Annotated in this window: 20 protein-coding genes; 6 read left to right on the forward strand and 14 right to left on the reverse strand. The window is 68.4% G+C overall.

The features are described 5' to 3' along the window. Positions 1-41 precede the first annotated feature (41 nt). The 4 genes from AORI_RS73705 to nucS form a co-directional block, all read right to left on the reverse strand. Positions 42-1475: a DUF4331 domain-containing protein gene (locus AORI_RS73705; RefSeq protein WP_043848354.1), complete on the reverse strand. Its 1434-nt coding sequence runs from the start codon at positions 1473-1475 to the stop codon at positions 42-44. 149 nt (positions 1476-1624) lie between these two features. Beyond that, positions 1625-2401, reverse strand: coding sequence for a hypothetical protein (locus tag AORI_RS73710; RefSeq protein ID WP_016336828.1), 777 nt, complete (start codon positions 2399-2401; stop codon positions 1625-1627). Between the two features lie 44 nt (positions 2402-2445). After that, complete coding sequence (locus AORI_RS73715) at positions 2446-3408, reverse strand: patatin-like phospholipase family protein (RefSeq protein WP_016336829.1); 963 nt, start codon at positions 3406-3408, stop codon at positions 2446-2448. Between the two features lie 649 nt (positions 3409-4057). Beyond that, the gene (gene nucS / locus AORI_RS73720) at positions 4058-4717 is read right to left on the reverse strand and encodes an endonuclease NucS (RefSeq protein WP_037341446.1); all 660 of its coding nucleotides are present in this window, start codon (positions 4715-4717) and stop codon (positions 4058-4060) included. Positions 4718-4754: 37 nt separating this feature from the next. On the opposite strand from nucS, the gene AORI_RS73725 reads away from it, so the two are divergent. After that, on the forward strand, positions 4755-5297 hold the full coding sequence (locus tag AORI_RS73725) for an NUDIX domain-containing protein (protein WP_016336832.1): 543 nt from the start codon (positions 4755-4757) through the stop codon (positions 5295-5297). Between the two features lie 7 nt (positions 5298-5304). On the opposite strand, the gene AORI_RS73730 is transcribed toward AORI_RS73725, so the two are convergent. Both AORI_RS73730 and AORI_RS73735 read right to left on the reverse strand, forming a co-directional pair. Then, positions 5305-6078 carry an enoyl-CoA hydratase-related protein gene (locus tag AORI_RS73730; protein WP_016336833.1) on the reverse strand — a complete coding sequence of 258 codons (774 nt, stop codon included), beginning with the start codon at positions 6076-6078 and terminating at the stop codon, positions 5305-5307. After that, the gene (locus AORI_RS73735; protein WP_016336834.1) at positions 6051-7037 is read right to left on the reverse strand and encodes a GlxA family transcriptional regulator; all 987 of its coding nucleotides are present in this window, start codon (positions 7035-7037) and stop codon (positions 6051-6053) included. Before AORI_RS73735 ends, AORI_RS73730 begins: the two co-directional genes overlap by 28 nt. Before the next feature lie 72 nt (positions 7038-7109). Between AORI_RS73735 and AORI_RS73740 the strand changes: the two genes are divergently transcribed. Beyond that, complete coding sequence (locus tag AORI_RS73740; RefSeq protein ID WP_016336835.1) at positions 7110-7670, forward strand: cysteine hydrolase family protein; 561 nt, start codon at positions 7110-7112, stop codon at positions 7668-7670. A 105-nt stretch (positions 7671-7775) separates the two neighbouring features. On the opposite strand, the gene ehuA is transcribed toward AORI_RS73740, so the two are convergent. The 7 genes from ehuA to AORI_RS73775 form a co-directional block, all read right to left on the reverse strand. Further along, on the reverse strand, positions 7776-8540 hold the full coding sequence (gene ehuA, locus AORI_RS73745; RefSeq protein ID WP_016336836.1) for an ectoine/hydroxyectoine ABC transporter ATP-binding protein EhuA: 765 nt from the start codon (positions 8538-8540) through the stop codon (positions 7776-7778). 7 nt (positions 8541-8547) lie between these two features. Then, positions 8548-9204 (reverse strand): ectoine/hydroxyectoine ABC transporter permease subunit EhuD, encoded by a 657-nt coding sequence (gene ehuD / locus AORI_RS73750; protein WP_016336837.1) that lies wholly within the window; start codon positions 9202-9204, stop codon positions 8548-8550. Continuing rightward, positions 9204-9899, reverse strand: coding sequence for an ectoine/hydroxyectoine ABC transporter permease subunit EhuC (gene ehuC, locus AORI_RS73755; RefSeq protein WP_016336838.1), 696 nt, complete (start codon positions 9897-9899; stop codon positions 9204-9206). Before ehuC ends, ehuD begins: the two co-directional genes overlap by 1 nt. Before the next feature lie 14 nt (positions 9900-9913). Beyond that, positions 9914-10807 carry an ectoine/hydroxyectoine ABC transporter substrate-binding protein EhuB gene (ehuB, locus tag AORI_RS73760; protein WP_016336839.1) on the reverse strand — a complete coding sequence of 298 codons (894 nt, stop codon included), beginning with the start codon at positions 10805-10807 and terminating at the stop codon, positions 9914-9916. A gap of 117 nt (positions 10808-10924) precedes the next feature. Then, positions 10925-12946 (reverse strand): protein meaA, encoded by a 2022-nt coding sequence (locus AORI_RS73765; protein ID WP_016336840.1) that lies wholly within the window; start codon positions 12944-12946, stop codon positions 10925-10927. 154 nt (positions 12947-13100) lie between these two features. After that, positions 13101-13724 (reverse strand): hypothetical protein, encoded by a 624-nt coding sequence (locus AORI_RS73770; protein ID WP_016336841.1) that lies wholly within the window; start codon positions 13722-13724, stop codon positions 13101-13103. 85 nt (positions 13725-13809) lie between these two features. After that, positions 13810-14361 carry a YdbT family protein gene (locus AORI_RS73775; RefSeq protein WP_016336842.1) on the reverse strand — a complete coding sequence of 184 codons (552 nt, stop codon included), beginning with the start codon at positions 14359-14361 and terminating at the stop codon, positions 13810-13812. 456 nt (positions 14362-14817) lie between these two features. Between AORI_RS73775 and AORI_RS73780 the strand changes: the two genes are divergently transcribed. The 3 genes from AORI_RS73780 to AORI_RS73790 all read left to right on the forward strand — a co-directional run bounded on the left by AORI_RS73780 (position 14818) and on the right by AORI_RS73790 (position 17123). Then, a complete protein-coding gene (locus AORI_RS73780) occupies positions 14818-15447 on the forward strand; it encodes a LysE family translocator (protein ID WP_016336843.1) in 630 nt (209 codons plus the stop codon). Positions 15448-15509: 62 nt separating this feature from the next. Then, positions 15510-16172, forward strand: a complete 663-nt coding sequence (locus AORI_RS73785; RefSeq protein WP_228688236.1) for a hypothetical protein — start codon at positions 15510-15512, stop codon at positions 16170-16172. Positions 16173-16250: 78 nt separating this feature from the next. Continuing rightward, the gene (locus AORI_RS73790) at positions 16251-17123 is read left to right on the forward strand and encodes a trypsin-like serine protease (protein WP_016336845.1); all 873 of its coding nucleotides are present in this window, start codon (positions 16251-16253) and stop codon (positions 17121-17123) included. Here AORI_RS73790 and murA read toward each other — a convergent pair whose 3' ends face one another. Further along, positions 17124-18398 (reverse strand): UDP-N-acetylglucosamine 1-carboxyvinyltransferase, encoded by a 1275-nt coding sequence (murA, locus tag AORI_RS73795; protein ID WP_016336846.1) that lies wholly within the window; start codon positions 18396-18398, stop codon positions 17124-17126. Between the two features lie 61 nt (positions 18399-18459). Between murA and AORI_RS73800 the strand changes: the two genes are divergently transcribed. Continuing rightward, positions 18460-19032 carry a cob(I)yrinic acid a,c-diamide adenosyltransferase gene (locus AORI_RS73800; protein WP_016336847.1) on the forward strand — a complete coding sequence of 191 codons (573 nt, stop codon included), beginning with the start codon at positions 18460-18462 and terminating at the stop codon, positions 19030-19032.

Raw genomic sequence — 19032 nt, forward strand, 5'->3', positions numbered from 1 at the left:
GCCGCGGGGGGTCGGCGGCGGCCACCGAGGGGGAGGGGGGATCAACGGACGGTCGAGTTGACCGCCTTGTTGTTCGGCAGGGCGACGTACGGGAACACCGCGCCGAACGGGACGTCGTTCCGGTCCACCCGGTCGCCGGCCGCGAGTGCCTTGACGATGCCGCTGACCGCCGCGCCTTCCAGCGCCTGGACGCTGATGTCGAGCGCGTCGTCGGCGAGCCTCCGGCCGTTCGGGAACCCCTGGAGGTCGCCGCCGAGGACGCCGAGCCGGTTCGGTCGCGCGGTGACCGGGGTCGACGTGTTCAGCCGCAGCTGCTCCGACGGCGCGAACCGCGCCGGGTCGACGTCGGCATTGTTGAGCTGCGAGTTGAGATCCAGGTTGAGCTTGGCGCCGGATTTCGTGGTGATCCCGGTCAGGAAGATCTCCGTCAGATCATCGCGGGGTTTGGCGGGCGCGGGGATGCCGTAGATCCGCTGGACGAGGTCCGGCACCTCCGGGTTGGTCACCCTGTTCACCAGCGCGGGCACCGTCCGGTCCTGCTCCGGCAGGAGCGAGTTGAACCGGTCTTTCAACCCGGCCGGCACGACGACCTCGTTCACCAGCGGGTTGCCCAGGCGCGAAACCTGGACGTCGGCGCCGAGCGCCCGCTCCGCGCCGGGGGTGCGCAGCGTGATCGTCTTGCGTTCGGTGTCGCTCCAGACCCCGATCACCGGGTTCCTGGCCGGATCGCCCCCGAGGGTCAGCGCGCTCTTGGGCAGCTGCAACGCCACGGTGTTCACGTTGAAACCGGCCAGCGTGTCCTGTCCGACCTCGGACAGGTTCTTCCCGTAGAGCAGATCGAAGATCCGCAGATCCAGGAAGAACGGGTCGTCGGCCTGCCCGGCGAACGTCTGCCCGCCACCGGGGACCGGGGTGATCGCCTGATTCCGGAGCACGCCGTAGTTCGGCATCGACGCCGGGCCGACATTCGACGGCGCGACCCTCCCGTTGGTGACCAGGTTCGTGGTCCGCCCGGTCCCCCGGTCGATCACCGAGAGCGTATAGAACTGGCGGAACAGCAGGTCCTCGTCGTCCAGCGAAGTGACCGGATCGTCGTTGTAGAGGAAGGTGTCGTTCCCGCGCCGGTCTTCGGTGCGGAAGGTCCACCGGTAGGTCAGATCCGCTTTCGCGTCACCGTTGTTGTCGATGTTGATGTCGTGGTTGGCGTCCGTGGCCCACGGGTAGAAGTTCGGTCCCCCGTTGGGTTCCTCGAACGGGTACCAGTTCGCGATCAGGGTCACGGTGTCCGGCTTGTCAGGGCTGACGAACGCGTACACGTCGGTGTTGTCCACCGCCGGGTCGCCCGAGATCAACGGGGCTTCCCGGTGACTGGAGGCCGACGCCGGGGCGGCGAGGGCGCTCGCGAGCACCGTCGCCCCGGCCATGAAGACCGAGACAGTCGCCCGCCGGCGGCGAGCGAGATGGGAGGTAGCCATTTCATTCCCCTTTCACCGAAAGCCGATGGTGCGCGCCGTCGTCAGTGGGGATGTTGTGGAAGTGTTGTGGCACAGGGAAAGAGGGCACGAAAAAGGGCCGCTCCCGGCGTTTCCGCCGGGAACGGCCCTCTCCCGTGACCGGTGGGGGTTTACCGGTCCGTGGGCAGGCCCACTTCGCCGTCCTCCTTGATCAACCGGGCGAGGACGTCGTCCGGCAGGTAGGTGCGGTGCGGGTAGCCCGAGCCCCACGAATTGAGGAACGGTACGGCGCCGAGTTCGTCGGCACGCGGGTTGCCGAGGACCTCGTGCACCTCGTCGACCGACGTCGCCCAGCGATAGGCCTGGATGCCGTTCTTGACGTCGGGCGTGTAGGCGGCCCGCTTGACGTGATCGTCGTCGGCGTAGGTCTCCGACCACGGGACGTGGCCCAGTTCGAGCAGGACCTCGGCCGCCGCGCGGACGGACGTGCCGTTGTTGTCACCGGGGTTGGTCTCGCCCCATTCGTCACGCATCTTCGACTGGTCCCACAGCCACCGCGCGGCGTACAGGTCGCCGTTGAACATCGTCATGCAGCGCGACCAGCCGAAGCCGACGCAGGCGCCTTCCTTGCCCTGGTCGTAGAAGGCGTACTGGGTTTCACCGTCGGTCGATTCACCGGGTTCGAGGCAGACGCAGTGCCCGCCGCGGATCCTGGTGAGCGATTTCGCGCCCCCCTTCGCGACGAAGAACTCGCCGGACTTCTCGTCCTTCTCGGGTACGTCGAATTCCTTGTACCAGTTGACGCCGATGACGACCGGCGACCGGGTGGGCCGGTCTTCGGTGGCCAGCGCGGTCAGCGGATAGCGCTCGACGTGGCGCCAGTCGTCCGGGACGAACCTGCCGAGCCGGCCGTCCGCCGGGTCACTACCGATCGGGCGATAACGCATGGGATCCTCCTATCCCTCATCCCACCGGAATACCGCCGGCGAGTTCACTGCTGCACGATCTTTTCCAGAAACCGCCGCGCGGCCTCCCGCCCGCTTTCGAAGAGGCGCTTCTTCTCCTCTTCGCCGAGCCCGAAGTCGACGGCGGAAATCCCGGTCGTGTCGACGTACACCGTCCGCCGGTTCACACCCTCCTCGTGCAACCGGTAACGATTCCAGTCCGACAGCAGGGTTTCGAGCGAACCGATGGCGATCCGCAACGCGCTCTTCACCGGTTCGTCCCTGCCGCCCACCGGTTCGCCGGAAAGCTTCACGCCCCACGTCGGCCACCGCGGCTTCTTCGTGTCGGTGCGGTCGAAGACGGTGATCGGGAAGTTCGACAGCAGCCCGCCGTCGACCCAGGTGACGGTGCCCTCGGGACGGACGTCGAACTGCACCGGCCTGAAGTACAGCGGGATCGACATGGACGCGCGGACCGCGTCGACGATCTTCTCCGCACCGGGATCGCGGCCGTACTGGGAATAATCCCAAGGCAGCCGGACGAGTACGCGGCGCGTCAGGTCACTGACGTGGACGACGAGGGAATACCGTTGGTACGGAAGCAAAGTACTTTCCGGATCGTCGATGGCGAGATCGGCGAAAGTGCGCACTCCGACCTCCTCCAGCAACGGCGTGAGCCATTCCACGAGATAGTCGCCGGAGTGCATCCCGTCGTGCAGGAGCAGATCCACGCCGTCACCGAGCGGGCCGGTGACCTTGTCGAACAGGGACTGATCCTGGAAACGGCGGCAGTCCAGGTCGTTCATCACCGCTTCCAGACCGCCGAGATCCTTCCCCGCCTTCTGATAAGCGGCGACCAATGCCGCCACGATCGCACCGGCGCTCGTCCCGGCGATCCGGGGAAACGAATAACCGGCTTCGTGCAACTCCAGCACCGCGCCCAGCAACCCGATGCCTTTGACGCCCCCGCCTTCCAGCACCAGATCGACACACTTCGGAGAATCAGCCATGGCACTTCACCTCTGCACCCGCGACCGCCGTATGTCGGCGGTACCCCTCGCGGAAATCGAGTGTGACACAGCGCGAGACCGAGGAATCCGGCGTTCACCCGAATGGCCCGGAAACAGCTGGTTCTTTTGCGAATGAACGCGAGTTCGTTAATTTCCCGCCGCCCTTTAGGGCATTCTGTGGCGCGAGAAAGAATGCAGATACCCGAATCATGGACTCGATTTGGTATCGGCTGTTCAGTGCTCTGAGGGGCAACCCGCGTAACGCGTGGTGAGCCGTGCCCGACTTCGCGTCATGAAGCGCGTCGCGCTGATCTTCACAGTTGCCCTGCTCGGCGGGTTTTCCGGGGGATGCGCGGAGAGCCCCGCCGCCTCGACGGTGACCACAAGTTCGCCGCCGTCGTCGACGACCTCTTCGGCACCGACCCCGCCGACTAGCCCGAGCAAGAATTCGCCGAGTCCGACTACATCGACCCCGACGAGCGGAGGACTACAGCTCCTACTTGGGCAACTGCACCGCGATCAAGCGCTACTCCGAAACCCATCCTGGCGGAAACACCTGCTGGTGATCGCCGAGCCCTGAAGCACGTGAAGGCCCCCTTCATTGCGTCTAGCGCAGTGAAGGGGGCCTTCACGTACTTGTGATCAGGGCTCAGAACAGGCGGAACTCGTCCGACTCGATGCCTCGCAGCGCGTCGTAGTCCAGCGTGAGGCACCGGATCCCCCGGTCCTCGGCCAGCACCCGCGCCTGCGGTTTGATGACCTGCGCCGCGAATACACCCTGCACCGGCGCCAGGAGCGGGTCGCGGTTGAGCAGTTCGAGGTACCGCGTCAGCTGCTCGACACCGTCGATCTCGCCGCGCCGTTTGATCTCGACGGCGACACTGGCCCCGTCGGCGTCGCGGGCCATGATGTCGACCGGGCCGATCGCGGTCGGGAACTCCCGCCGCACCAGGGTGTAGCCGTCACCGAGGGTCTTGATGTGCTCGGCGAGCAGTTCCTGCAGATGCGCCTCGACGCCGTCCTTCTGCAGGCCCGGCTCGGCGCCGAGTTCCTGGGCGTGGTCGTGGAAGATCTCGTCGATCGTGATGACGAGCTTCTCCCCCTGCTTGTTCTCGACGATCCACAGCTTGCCGTCCTCGATCAGCCAGCACGGCGGGCTCATCCAGTTCAGCGGCTTGTAGGCGCGGTCGTCCGAGTGCACGGACACCGAGCCGTCGGCCTTCACGAGCAGCAGCCGGGTGGCCATCGGCAGATGGGCGGTCAGACGGCCGGCGTAGTCGACCTGGCAGCGAGCGATCACAAGGCGCACCCCGCGAGGGTAGGACAAGCACGGCGATACTGTGCGCATGGACCCCGTTCAGCGTGTCAGCTCGCGTGAGGTGTACCGGAACAACTGGATGACCGTGCGCGAGGACGACGTCCGGCGGCTCGATGGTTCCGAGGGGATCTACGCGGTCGTCGACAAGCCCACCTGCGCCGTCGTGATCCCTTTCGACGGGGCCAGGTTTCACCTGGTGGAGCAGTTCCGCTATCCGCTCGGGATGCGGCGCTGGGAGTTCCCCATGGGCACCGCACCCGAACTGGCCGACGTCCCGCCGCTCGAACTCGCCGCCCGCGAACTGCGCGAGGAGACCGGTCTGATCGCGGGGTCGATGGCCGAACTCGGCGTGACGGACGTCGCCGCCGGTATGTCGAGCCAGCGCGGACGCGTGTTCCTGGCCACCGATCTCACGCAGAGTGAAGCCCAGCGCGAGGTCGAAGAGCAGGACATGCGAACGGCGTGGTTCGACCTCGACGAGTTCGAGAAGATGATCGCCGCGGGTGACATCACCGACGCGCAGACCCTGGCCGCCTACGCGCTCCTGCTCGTGCGCGAACGCGTGCTGTGACGGCCGCTCAGTCCGGCCACACCGGGGAGCGCTTCTCCAGGAACGCCGCCATCCCCTCGCGGGCACCGGGCAGCTGCGACGCCGAAGCCATCACCTCCAGCGCGAGCGCGTAGGCGTCGGCCTCGGGCCGGTCCAGCTGCGCGTAGAGGGTCTGCTTGCCCATCGCCTTGCTGGCCCGGCTCCCTCGCGTCGCGCGTCCGAGCAGCGAAGCCACGGCTTCGTCCAGTGAGTCGTCCGGGACGACGCGGTTCACCAGGCCCCAGTCCAGTGCGGTCGCGGCGTCGACGACGTCGCCGGTCAGCGCGAGCTCCATCAGCCGTTTCCGCCCGATCGCGCGGGCGACCGGCACCGCGGGCGTGTGGCAGAACCAGCCGCCCTTACCACCCGGCAGGGCGAACCCGGCGGATTCCGCGGCGACGGCGAGGTCGCACGACGCCACCAGCTGGCAGCCCGCCGCGGTCGCGAGCCCGTGCACCCGCGCGACGACCACCTGCGGCACGGACTGCATCGTGCGCATCAGGTCCGTGCACAGCCGCAGCAGCTCGCGTACACCCATCAGGTCACGGGCGGCGACGTCGCCGAAGTCGTGTCCTGCCGAGAACACCGGTCCGGCGCCCGCCAGGACGATCCCGGTGGCGTCGGTGTCCCCTGCCTCGCGGAACGCCGCGAGCAGCTCGGCGAGGTGGCCGGCGGACAGCGAGTTCCGCCGTGCGGCGCGGTTCATGGTGATCGTGACGGTGTCGCCGTCCCGCTTCACGAGGATGTGCTCGTACTCGGCCATGCTTCGACGGTAACCGACCGGAACGTCCGGCGATACGAATCGGGCCCGACACCGACGTCGGCCCGGAGCCGTCGCCGCAGGTTGGCGGCGGTGCCGAGGCCGGACCGCTGCGCGACCCGCTCGACCGGGAGCTCGGTGGTCTCCAGCAGCCGCCGCGCGAGCCGCACCCGCTGCGCGCGCAGCCAGCGTCCCGGCGTGACCCCGGTGGCCGCCGCGAACTCCCGGTGGAAGGTCCGCTCGCTGAGCCCGGCGTGCCCGACGAGATCGTCGACGCCGATGTCGTCGGCGATGCGCTCCATCGCCCAGTCCATTGTGGACGAAACACTCGGCCGCGAGGGCTTGGGCGGCAACGGGTTGTCGACATACTGCCGCTGGCCGCCTTCCCGCGCCGGCGGCATCACGAGCCGGCGGGCGAGGGCGGCCGCGACCTCGGCGCCGTGGTCGCGGCGCACCAGATGCAGGCAGAGATCCAGCCCGCCGACCACCCCGGCGGAGGTCAGGACGTCACCCTCGTCGGTGAACAGGACGTCCCGCTGGACGACCGCGTCGCGAGCGGCGGTTTCGAGATCGTCCAGCAGCCGCCAGTGCGTGGTGACGGACCGGCCGTCGAGCAGCCCGGCCGCCGCGAGGGTGAAGGCGCCGGAGCACAGCGACGCCACGGTGATCCCGGCGCGGTGCGCCTTGCGCAGCGCGGCGACGGCGGGCGCGGGCACCTCGGCGTGCGGATCGACCCGGCCGGGCACGAGGACGAGATCGCAGCCCGCCAGCCCGCTCAACCCATGGGTCGCCTCGACCTGGCCGAACGGGTGGCCGGCGACCCGGCCGCGGCCGGACGCGCAGAGCCGGACCTCGAAGGGGCCGATGCCGCTGTCGGTCCGGTCCACGCCCCAGACCTCGCCGATCACGCCCAGGTCGAAGGACCGGCTGCCCGGCAGGAGGAGCACGCCCACGGTTCGCATGGCAGAAAAGTACCGCATCGCGCGTCTTCTGCCACTCCCTCGACGGCCGCTCCGCGCACGAGACTCGAGGCCATGACCACTGATACCAAGGCCTTGATCGTGATCGACGTCCAGCGCGGCTTCGACAAACCCGTCTGGGGCCCGCGCAACAACCCGGGCGCCGAGGCCAACATCAAGGCGCTCGTCGATGCCTGGCAGGAGCGCGGGCTGCCGATCGTGCTGGTGCACCACGACTCCGTGAAACCCGGCTCGTCGCTGCGGCCCGGACAGGAGGGCAACCACTTCAAGGCGGAACTCGACGGAGTGCGCGCGGATCTGGTGTTCGGCAAGAAGGTCAACTCGGCCTTCCACGGCGACATCGATCTCGACGGCTGGCTGAAGACCCGCGGCATCACCTCGTTCGTGCTCGCCGGGATCCAGACGAACTTCTGCTGCGAGACCACCGCGCGGGTCGGTGGGAACCTCGGCTACGACGTGACTTTCGCGCTCGACGCCACCTTCACCTTCGACCTCGCCGGGCCGGACGGTGCCGTCCTGACCGCGGACGAGCTCTACCGGGCGACCGCGACGAACCTGCACGGAGGCGGATTCGCCACGGTCACCTCGACGAAGGAGATCCTCGGGAGCCTGTGAGACCGGCGGCGAGGCGTGGGTCAAGGTGGTCGTGAGTGGCGATTCGTGTTCTAACCCGAATCGCCACTCACGACCAACCCGGCCCACGCGTCACCGCCGCTGGCCTCACGCCCGGTCGATCACCGCTTTGAGGAACCGCCGCGTCCGGTCGTGCTCCGGATCGTTGAACAGCTTCTCCGGCGCGGCGTCCTCCAGCACCCGTCCCTGGTCGAACATCATCACCCGATCCGAAACATCCCGTGCGAACTGCATTTCGTGCGTGACACAAAGGATCGTGATGTCGGTGGACGTCGCGATCTCGCGCAGCACACGCAGCACGTCGGCCACCAGTTCCGGGTCGAGCGCCGAAGTCACCTCGTCCAGTAGCAGCACGTCCGGCCGCATCGCGAGCGCGCGGGCGATCGCGACGCGCTGCTGCTGGCCGCCGGAAAGCCGGGTGGGATGCGCGTCCTTCTTGTCGGCGAGCCCCACCATCTCCAGCAGTTCGACGGCCCGCGCCTCGGCCTCGTCCCGCGAGACGCCGAGCGAGTGGATCGGCGCCTCGGTGATGTTGCGCAACACGTTCATGTTCGGGAACAGGTTGAACTGCTGGAACACCATGCCGATCCGCTTGCGCGCTTCCCGCAGGTACTTCTCGTCCGCGGGCACCAGCTTCTCACCGCGCTTCATATGGCTCAGGTAGTCACCGCAGACCTCGATGGTGCCGCCGTCGACCTTCTCCAGCGTCATCAACAGCCGCAGGATCGTCGTCTTCCCGGAGCCGCTCGGCCCGATCAGCGAGACGAACTCCCCCGGCGCGACGGTGAAATCGAGGTCCTGCAACACGACGTGGTCGCCGAAGGACTTGACCACCTGCGAGAACCGGATCATCGGGGAATCAACTGTGGGCGGCACGTCGCTCCAACCTTCTCACCAGAATCGAAGCCGGCAGGCTCACCAGCAGGAACAGCACCCCGGCCAGGGTGTACGGCTCGGTGACGCGGAACGTGTCGGCGCCGACCTCCTTCGCCCTCGCCAGGACGTCGACGACGCCGATCGCCAGCAGCAGCGGGGTTTCCTTGAACATCGAGATCGTGTAGTTGCCGAGCGCGGGCAGCACCCGCGGCACCGCCTGCGGAAGCACCACGGCGGTCCACACCCGCGACCTCGGCAGGTTCAGCGCGGTCGTTGCCTCCCACTGTCCTTTCGGGACGGCTTCGATCCCGGCACGGTAGACCTCGGCGGCGTAGGTCGCGTAATGCACGCCGAGCGCGATGACACCGGTGGTGAACGGGGACAACGTCATCCCGCCCACCGGCTGGATCACGTAGTAGAGCACGAACACCTGGATCAGCAAGGGCGTGCTGCGCACGAACTCGATGAACAGCAGAACCGCCTGTGACAGCACGGGAATCCCCGTCCGGCGGATCAGCGCGAACACCAGGCCGAGCGCGTACGCGACCACCGAGGCCAGCAGGGTGATCTCGACGGTGACGAGAAGCCCTTCCAGCAGAAGGGGAACCGATTTCGCGGCGGATTCCCAGCTCCAGTCCATCACACACCTCCTGCGGTGGCCGTCATCTTCGCCGGGGTCCGGCCGAGGCGCCGCGCAGCGATCCTTTCCAGCAGGCGCATCCCGCTGGTGATCAGCAACGCGAGCAGGAGGTAGAGCACGAGTTCGGTGCCGTAGATCCAGCCGAGTTCGGCGCCGAACACCGGCCGCAGCAGTTCACCTTGCCGCGCCATCTCCGGGACCGCGATGAACGAAAGCAGCGCGGTGCTCTTCAGCAACTGGATGAAGAGATTGTTGAACGGTGGCAGCATTTCCGCGAACGCCTGCGGCAGGATCACCCGCCGCATCCGCTGGGCGGGCGTCAGATTGAGCGCGACGGCGCCCTCGAACTGCGCACGAGGCACCGAATTCACCGCGCCGCGGACGATCTCCGCGCCGTAGGCCCCGTGGTTGAGGCCCAGCACCAGGATCCCGGCGAACATCGGCACCAGCTGGAAGCCGACCAGCACCGGGAGCACGAAATACAGCCAGAACAGCTGGACGACTTCCGAGGTACCACGGAAGATCTCGACGTAGACCCGGGAAATCCCCCGCACCGTCCGCGACGGCGAGCCCAGCGCGAGGCCGGCGATCAGGGAGAGCACCACGGTGAGCGCGATCCCGCCGGCGGCGGCGGTGACGGTCGCGGTCAGTCCACTGAGGACGGTCGTGATGATATGCGATACCGACGACGACATGACGTCAGCCCCACCTACACCGCGCAGAGTTTCTCGGTGGTGACGCCGGCCTTCGGCAGGTTGTCCGCCGAGAAGCCGAACGGCGTCACGATCTTGGTCCATTCGCCGCTGTCCTGCAGCTTCTTGAGCTCGGTATTGAAGGCCTCGCGCAACGGGTTGTCGTCCTTGCGGAAGACGAACGCGCCGGCGGAGACGACCGGCTTGCCGTCCTTGACCGGGTCGAAGCCCGGCGTCACCTCCGCCGCGGCGCCCGGGCTCTTCGCCAGGACGTCCTTGAGGGAGATGTCGGTCAGCGCGGCGCAGTAGACCCGGCCGTCGGTGACCGCGCGGAGCATGTTGTCCTGCGAGTCGAGGGTGACGATCTGGTCCTCGGCGACGCCGGAGTCGGTGGCGTATCCCTTCTCCACGGCCGCGGAGAGCACGGCGACCTTGACCTTCTTCGCCGCGATGTCCTCGAACTTCAGCACCTGCTGCGGATTTCCCTTGGGTACCAGCAAAGCGGTCAGCGCCGAGTAGTCGGGAATCGAGAAGGCCGCCGCGTCACAGCGTTCCTTCTTGATGTTCATCCCGGCCGCGACGATGTCGTACTTCCTGGCGTTGAGCGCGGGGATCAACTGGTCGAAGGAGACCGCTTCGGCTTCCACGTTGTCGATGCCCATGGCCTTGAAAACGGCGCGCGCGACCTCGGGCGCCTCGCCGGTGACCTTGCCGCTCTGGTCCGTGAAACCGTACGGCGCTTCGTTCGCGATCCCGATCTTGATCTTCTTCGCGTCCTTGGCGGCCTGCAACGCGTCCCCGGAAGACGTCGACGTGCACGCGGACAACAGCACCGGGCCGCCGATCGTCACCGCTCCCAGTACCGCCGACCGCCGGAAGAACTCTCGCCTCGACCATTCGCCGTGCGCCATCGCGGCACCTCTTTTCGATTAATCGGTTTAATCGAAACGTAGGTGGGTACCCAGGCGCGAGCAGTGTGAGCGGGTGACGAACCACCCGCTGTTACGGTACCGAGATTTACGGTGACTTTAGGTGCTCAGACCGTGGCGCTCCCGTACCAATCCGACAATCCCGTCCATGATGTCGGTGAGTTCGTAGTCCTTCGGCGTGAACACCCGCGCGATTCCCCGCTCCAGCAGGAGCTTCTCGTCGTCGGGCGGGATGATGCCGCCGACGATGACCGGGATGTCGCCCGCGCCCGCGGCCCGCAAGCCGTCCACGACCTGCGGCACGACCTCGAGATGCGAGCCGGAGAGCACCGAAAGCCCGACCACGTGCACGCCCTCCTGGACGGCGGCCGCGACGATCTGTTCCGGGGTGAGCCGGATGCCCTGATACACCACCTCGAACCCGACGTCACGCGCCCGCACGGCCACCTGCTCGGCGCCGTTGGAATGCCCGTCGAGACCGGGTTTGCCGACCAGGATCCGCAGCCGCTCGCCGATTTCGGTGTTCGTCGCCTTGACCCGGTCACGGACGCGGCGGATCTCCTCGTTGCCCTCACCCGCGGCCGCCGACGCGGAGACCCCGGTGGGAGCACGGTATTCGCCGAACACCTCGCGCAGCGCACCCGACCATTCGCCGGTGGTGACCCCGGCGCGAGCACACTCGATGGTGGCCTCGAACAGGTTCTGCGACGTCTTCGCGACGGACTTCAGCTTCTCCAGCGCCGACTCGACGGCCGCGTTGTCTCGGTGCGTCCGCCATTCCTCGATCGCGGTGACCGCCTGCTTCTCGACGCCCGCGTCGATCGTTTCGATCGCCTTCGCGCCTTCAGCCTGCAGCGGGGACGGCTCGGTGGTCTCGAACTTGTTGACCCCGACCAGGATCCGCTCGCCGTTCTCCATGCCACGGCGATACTCCGCGAGCGACGCGACGAGCTGAGACTTCATGTAGCCGCTCTCGACGGCCGCCACCGCGCCGCCCAGATCCTGCACCCGCGCGATCTCCTCGCGCGCACCCGTCATGATTTCGTCGACCTTGGCCTGGATGACGTGCGAGCCGTCGAAGATGTCCTCGTACTCCAGCAGATCGGTCTCGAACGCCAGCACCTGCTGCATCCGCAGCGCCCACTGCTGATCCCACGGCCGGGGCAGGCCGAGCGCCTCGTTCCACGCGGGCAGCTGGATCGCGCGGGCCCTGGCACCGCGGGAAAGGGAGACCGCGAGCATCTCCAGCACGATGCGCTGGACGTTGTTCTCCGGCTGTGCCTCGGTCAGGCCCAGCGAGTTGACCTGCACGCCGTAGCGCAGCCGCCGCGCCTTGGGATCCGTGACACCGTAACGATCCCGCGTGATCTCGTCCCAGAGCGCGGTGAACGCGCGCATCTTCGACATCTCTTCGACGAACCGCACCCCGGCGTTGACGAAGAACGAGATCCGCGCGACGACCTTGGCCATGTCGGCCTGCTCGACCTGACCGGAATCGCGGACCGCGTCGAGCACGGCGATCGCGGTGCACAACGCGTACGCGACCTCTTGCGTCGGCGTCGCGCCGGCTTCCTGCAGGTGGTAGCTGCAGATGTTGATCGGGTTCCACTTCGGCACGTGGTGCACCGTCCACGCGATCATGTCGGTGATCAGGCGGAGGCTCGGGCCCGGTGGGAAGATGTAGGTGCCGCGGGAGAGGTATTCCTTGATGATGTCGTTCTGCGTGGTGCCGGTGAGCTTCGCCAGCACCTCGTCCACGTCGCGGCCCTCGGCCTCGGCCTGCTCACGCGCCACGGAGACGTAGAGCGCCAGCAGCCACATGGCGGGCGCGTTGATCGTCATCGACGTGTTGGCCTCCGCGAGCGGGATGCCGTCGAAGAGGCGCCGCATGTCGCCGATATGCGAGACCGGGACGCCGACCTTGCCGACCTCGCCCTTGGACAGCTGGTGATCGGGGTCGTAACCGGTCTGCGTCGGCAGATCGAAGGCGACCGAGAGGCCGGTCTGGCCCTTCGCGAGGTTACGGCGGTACAGCTCGTTGGACGCGGCCGCGGACGAGTGACCCGCGTAGGTCCGCATCACCCAGGGGCGGTCCCGTTCACGGTCCGTGGGATAGGGCACGGCATACCTCCGAGTCGGGCACAGCGGACGACCGTCCGAGCATACCGGCCGGTAACATGCGATGCGCAGTTGAATCGAACACAGTCGGGTCATTCTTCGCGGCTGGAAGGTGCCCGGGCCCCGGAGGGGACGACACAGGACCCGGGCACCGGGATCAGACGACTTCGAGCCCGATCCGGAACCCGTCCGGGTCGAAGGCGTTGGCGTCGAGGGCGAAGTCGCTGTGGCCCCCGCCCTGACTGGCCCAGCGGGTGAAGGTGGGCACGCCCTCCGGCTCGCCGCGGTCGACGGCCAGGATGGACAGGCGCAGGTCGGTGATCTGGACGCCGGGCGGCAGCGGGCGCGTCTCCAGGAACAGCCGGTACTGGTCCGGGTCGAAGGAGTTGCTGTCGGTGATCAGGTCGGTGGTGCCACCGCCCTGGCTCGCCCAAGGGGTGTAGGCGACGGGGCCGAGTTCCCGCCCGCCGTCGCGGGCCTGCCCGCCGATCCGGAAATCGATCTGGTTCAGCTGCCCGCCACCGAAGGCGGGGTTGAGGTCGATCCTGGCGCCGTCCGGGTCGAAGTTGTTGCTGTCACCGGCCCACTGCGACACGCTGGTGCCGAAGTTGGCGAACCCGGTGAACTGCTCGACCCCGAATCCGCCCCGGCCGCCGTTGTCGGCCAGCTGGATACCGATCCTGAAGTTGGGCGGTGCCGCCTCCGCCACCGCCGGGGAGACGGCGACGGAAAGACCGGCCACGACCAGCAGGGCGAGGTTTCTGCTCCAGAGCTTGCGCATTTCTCTCTCCTGTCGGGAAACCGTGCCAACGAGGAGAGATTCACATCCGGCACCACCGGGAAATGTTGTGAAGGTGTTGTGGCGCCTAAGGATTCCGTTCGCGCGCCTCTTCTACGGCTTTCGCCAGCTTCTCCCGCACCTTCGCCACGTCGCTGACACCCACCAGGATGATCGGCGGCTTGCGGTCCTTCCCGGTACCGGCGCCGAAATTCGCCGACGCCCACGCCAGCACACCGAGCCTGCCGAAGGTGATCGTCCCGGTCTTGCCCGGCCCGGGGGTGACAACGGGGTCCGCCAACCCGGCCAGCGCCACGGACTCCTCCTTGCGTCGGACGAGCGAACTGGTCGCGATGACGCGGCCGTCCGTCACGGCGTACGTGGTCGAGGCGAGCCTGAGGTAGCGGATCAGCGGCCTGCCGGCGAGATGCAGAACGCCCGCGACGGTGAGCACGATCCAGGCGCCCGTGTGGAACGCCGTCTCGTGGTTGCCCGCGAAGAACACCGTGACGGCGCCGAGCCAGAGCAGGCCGACAGGGACGTTGAAGTAGTCGCCGGGATTGAAGAGGGGCCTGCGCACCGGCTGCCCGGCCCAGATGACCCGTTCGCCTGGAAGGAGGTCGATCTGCCCCTCATGCATGCCACGGCACACTACCCGTCCGGGGGACGCGCGAGGAGTGTCCGTTCGTCGGTCTCCCAGCGGTCCGAACGGACCTGGCGAGCCGTCGGTACAGGTGGTCGTGAGTGGCGTTTCGGGTTAGAACCCGAAACGCCACTCACGACCCACCCGGCCCGGCCTCACCGTGACTGGATGGCCGTCACCCGTGATCAGACGGACGACACGCGTGTCCAGGCGGACGGCTCGACCGGCTACGCGCGTGTCGTCCGTCCAGTCACGCGTGTCGTCCGTCTGATCACGCGCACCGTCCCCTCGAACACGCGTGGCCGCCGAAGGGACACGGGTCCTCGTGAGTGGCGATTCGGGCTAGAACCCGAAACGCCACTCACGACCCACCCGGCCCAGTGCTCGCCGCAGCCGGGCCCGGGATTGTGACCGAAATCCGCGGGACTCGCCCGCGCCCGGCGTCTAGCGTGGGTGACCGTGACGTGGAGTTCGTACAGCAGCTATCTGGTCATCGTCGTCCTGATCGTCCTCGCGCCGGGGCCGGACACGATGGTGATGCTCAAGAACTCGCTGTCCGGCGGCACCCGCGGCGGTTTCCTCACCACGGCGGGGATCTTCGTGGCCAACGCCGTCCAGGGCACGGCCGCCGCGCTCGGCCTCGGCGTCGTGATCGCGCAGTCGCAGCCGGTGTTCGTGACGCTCAAATGGGTCGGCGCCGCGTACCTGGTCTTCCTCGGTTTCCAGGCGTTGCGCGGCGCGTGGCGGGGTGACTACTCCGGTGTCACGGCGGTGAAGCAGCAACGGTCGAGCGGGTTCCGCCGCTTCCGCGAGGGCTTCCTTTCCAACATCACCAACCCGAAGGTGCTCGTGCTGTACCTGTCGGTGCTGCCGCAGTTCCTCGATCCGGTGACGACGTCGGCGTGGCACGCGCTGCTGCTCGCGTACACGGTCGCCGTGCTCGGCGCGATCTGGCTGCTGACGCTGCTGTTCTTCGTGCACCGCGTGCGGGCCTGGCTCGAACGCCGCAAGGTCCGGCGGGCGCTCGACGGCGTCACCGGCACCGCGCTGGTCGGTTTCGGCGCCGCACTCGTGCTGGAGTAACCCCTTCGGTCGTTCACGCGATACTCCGGATGTCGCAATGGCGCGACCTCAAGGAGGCTTCGATGAACAAGAAGACCTACGGCGTTCTCGCCGGAGCCGCCTTCTCCCTCGTTCTTCTCGGCGCGGGCCCCGCGGACGCCGGCGAGCGCGGCAACTCCGGCGCCCCGCCCGGACACGCGAAGGACACCACCAAACCGCAGCCACCGTCCAAAGCGGACTTCTCCGGGCACGGCGCGAACAAGCACGGGCCGTACGACTCCACCAGGGACGGTTCGCCGTCGGCCAACGGCAACGGCGGTGGCGAAGCCGCGGGCAAGCCCTGCGCCGGTTGCGTCGGCAAGGCCGACGACAAGAACCCGCCCGGGCAGCTTCCCGGCGGCTCCGACGCGAACGCGGGCTACGAATGCGACCGCAACCACGGCGTCGGGCGCGGCAACCCCGCGCACACCGCCTGCGTGCCGGACCGGACGCCGCCCGCCACGAAGCCGCCGGTCCAGACTCCCCCGCCCGGGGGACCACGCGCCGAGGCCGTTCCGGCCGCGGTCGTGCCGGTGGCGGCCGTCGCCGCGGCCGCCGCGCCCCGCGCCGACGTCGCGGCCGCGAGTACGCCGTCACTGGCCAAGACCGGTTTCGATCTCGAACCGGTGCTGCTGGCCGGGCTGGGTTCGCTGGCCGCGGGCGGTGCCGCGGTCTACGCGGGAACGCGGCGGCGCAGGGACGCCTGAATACTTTCGGCGGGTGACTTTCCGGCGTCCACCACGTTGAATCCCGTCTCCAGGAGCACCTAGCCGAGGAGGCCGTTCGTGAGGTTCACCCCCGCCGCCACCGTCACGGCGATGGCCGCCGCCCTGCTGCTGGGCGGCGCCACCGCCGCGACCGCGATCAACTCCTACAACGCCACCCCGGCGCCCGAGCGCACCGAGGTCGGCGCGCTCGTCGCCACCTGGGACAACGACGGCGACCCCGCCACGCCCGACCGGGTCGACTGGGTGTGCTCCGGCACCATGGTCGACGCCGACACCTTCCTGACCGCCGCGCACTGCACCACCGGCTGGCCCGCCAACGTGCGGTTCTTCGTCTCGCTCGACCAGGACGTGCAAGCGGGTCTCGACGCGGCCGCGAAGAAGTATCCCGGCGACCCGGCGGCGGTCGCCAAGGCCGTCGCCGTCGAGGGCGTCGCGCACAACGAACCCGGCTACCCCGGCAACTCCGCCGACTCGCACGACATCGCCGTCGTCCAGCTGCCCGCGAAGCAGGTCGCCGCACGCTGGAGCTTCACCCCCGCGAAGCTGCCCAGTGCCGGTCAGCTCGACAAGCTCGGCCCGCAGGGACTGAACTCGACGCCGTTCGTGGTCGCCGGCTACGGCACGCAGGAAGCCGTGAACGGGCCGGGCGGGCACACGCATCCGGGCGGCGGCGTCCGGATGAAGGCGCCCGTCACCTTCGACGCGCTCAACAAGACCTGGGTGCGGCTCGCGATGACGGCGCCCCAGGGCAACGGCGGCGCCTGCTACGGCGACTCCGGCGGGCCGAACTTCGCCACGATCGACGGCGAGCGTGTCCTCGTGTCGACGACCATCACCGGTGACGGCCCCTGCTACGCCACCAATGTCACCTACCGGCTGGACTCGCCGACGTCACGGGACTTCCTCGCGCCGTTCGTCGCCCTGCCCTGATCAAGCCCGCTCGGGTTCGCCCGCGACACGCTCGATGCGGGCACCGAGCCGGTTCAGGTTCTCCACGAAATGCGGGTAACCGCGGTCGATGTGGAAGACGTCCCAGACCTCGGTGACACCGTCCGCGCACAGCCCGGCCAGCACCAGCCCGGCACCGGCGCGGATGTCCGCGGCCCACACCGGGGCGCTCGAGAGCTTCTCCACACCGCGGACGACGGCGTGGTGCCCGTCGGTGCGCGCGTCGCCGGAAAGCCGCATCATCTCCTCGATGAACCGGAACCGGGCCTCGTAGATGTTCTCCGTGATCATCGAGGTGCCCTCGGAGACCGCGGACAGCGCCACCGCGAACGGCTGCAGGTCGGTCGCGAAACCGGGGTACGGCAGCGTCACCCAGTCGACGGCCTTCGGGCGCTCGTTCTGGACGATGCGGAAGCCCTTGTCGTCGAACGTCTCGACCTCGGCACCCGCCAGGCGGAGCTTGTCGAGGACCAGGTCGAGGTAGTGCGGGTTGACGCCGCGGACGGTCAGGTCGCCCCGGGTCATCGCGGCGGCGAACGCCCAGGTCGCGCCGACGATCCGGTCGCCGATCACGCGGTGCTCGGTCGGGTGCAGCTTCTCGACGCCCTCGACGGTGAGGGTCGAGGTGCCCGCGCCTTCGACCTTCGCGCCCATCTCGGTCAGCATCGTGCAGATGTCGACGATCTCGGGCTCGCGCGCGGCGTTGTCGATGACCGTGGTGCCCTCGGCGAGCACGGCGGCCATCAGGATGTTCTCGGTGGCGCCGACGCTCGGGAAGTCCAGCCAGATCTGCGCGCCGCGCAGCCCGTCGGCCTTCGCCACGACGCAGCCGTGCTCGATGGTGCTGGTGGCGCCCAGCTTGCGCAGGCCGTTCTGGTGCATGTCCAGCGGCCGCGAACCGATGGCGTCACCGCCCGGCAGCGCCACGACGGCCTGCTTGAGCCGTCCGACCAGCGGACCCAGCACGCACACCGACGCGCGCAGTTTGCCCATCGCGGCCGAATCGGCCCGGTGCGACAGCTCGGCCGGGGTGGTGATCTTGGCGGTGTCGCCGTCGATGACGACGTCGCAGCCGACGCTGCGCAAGACGTCGCCCATCAGGGGGACGTCCAGGATCTGGGGGCAGTTCGTGATGGTCGTCGTACCCTCGGCCAGCAGGGCCGCGGCCATCAGTTTCAGCACGCTGTTCTTGGCGCCGACCACGTCGACCTCGCCGACCAGCCGTGCTCCGCCGTGCACGTCGAAGTGCTCGCTCATGGGCGCCAATCATGCCCTCTCGCCCGGATTTGCCTTACGCCGGGCCGGTAGAGTCGGCTTCATGGTCGTTCGCATCAACCGCGTGTACACGAAGGTCGGCGACAACGGCACCACGGCGCTCGGCGACGGCTCCCGCGTGCCGAAGACCTCGCCCCGGCTGGCCGCGTACGCCGACGTCGACGAAGCCAACTCCGTCATCGGGCTCGCGCTCGCGATGGGCGGGCTTTCCGAGGAGATCACGCGGGTCCTGCGTGCGGTGCAGAACGATCTCTTCGACGTCGGCGCGGATCTGTGCGCGCCGATCGTGGAGAACCCGCCGTACGAGCCGCTGCGCATCACCGAGCGGTACATCGAGCGGCTGGAAGGCTGGTGCGACGAGTTCAACGAGCGCGTGCCGAAGCTGACGTCGTTCATCCTGCCGGGTGGCACCCCGGGGGCGGCTTTCCTGCATCAGGCCCGCACGGTCGCGCGGCGGGCCGAGCGGTCCGGCTGGGCGCTGTTCGAGGCCGAGCAGGCCGCGACGAACCAGCTGGCGATCAAGTACCTGAACCGGCTCTCGGATCTGCTGTTCATCCTGTCGCGGCTGGCGAATCCGGACGGCGACATCCTGTGGCAGCCCGGCGGGGCGGACTGA

Source organism: Amycolatopsis keratiniphila, from assembly GCF_000400635.2.
GTDB lineage: Bacteria > Actinomycetota > Actinomycetes > Mycobacteriales > Pseudonocardiaceae > Amycolatopsis > Amycolatopsis keratiniphila.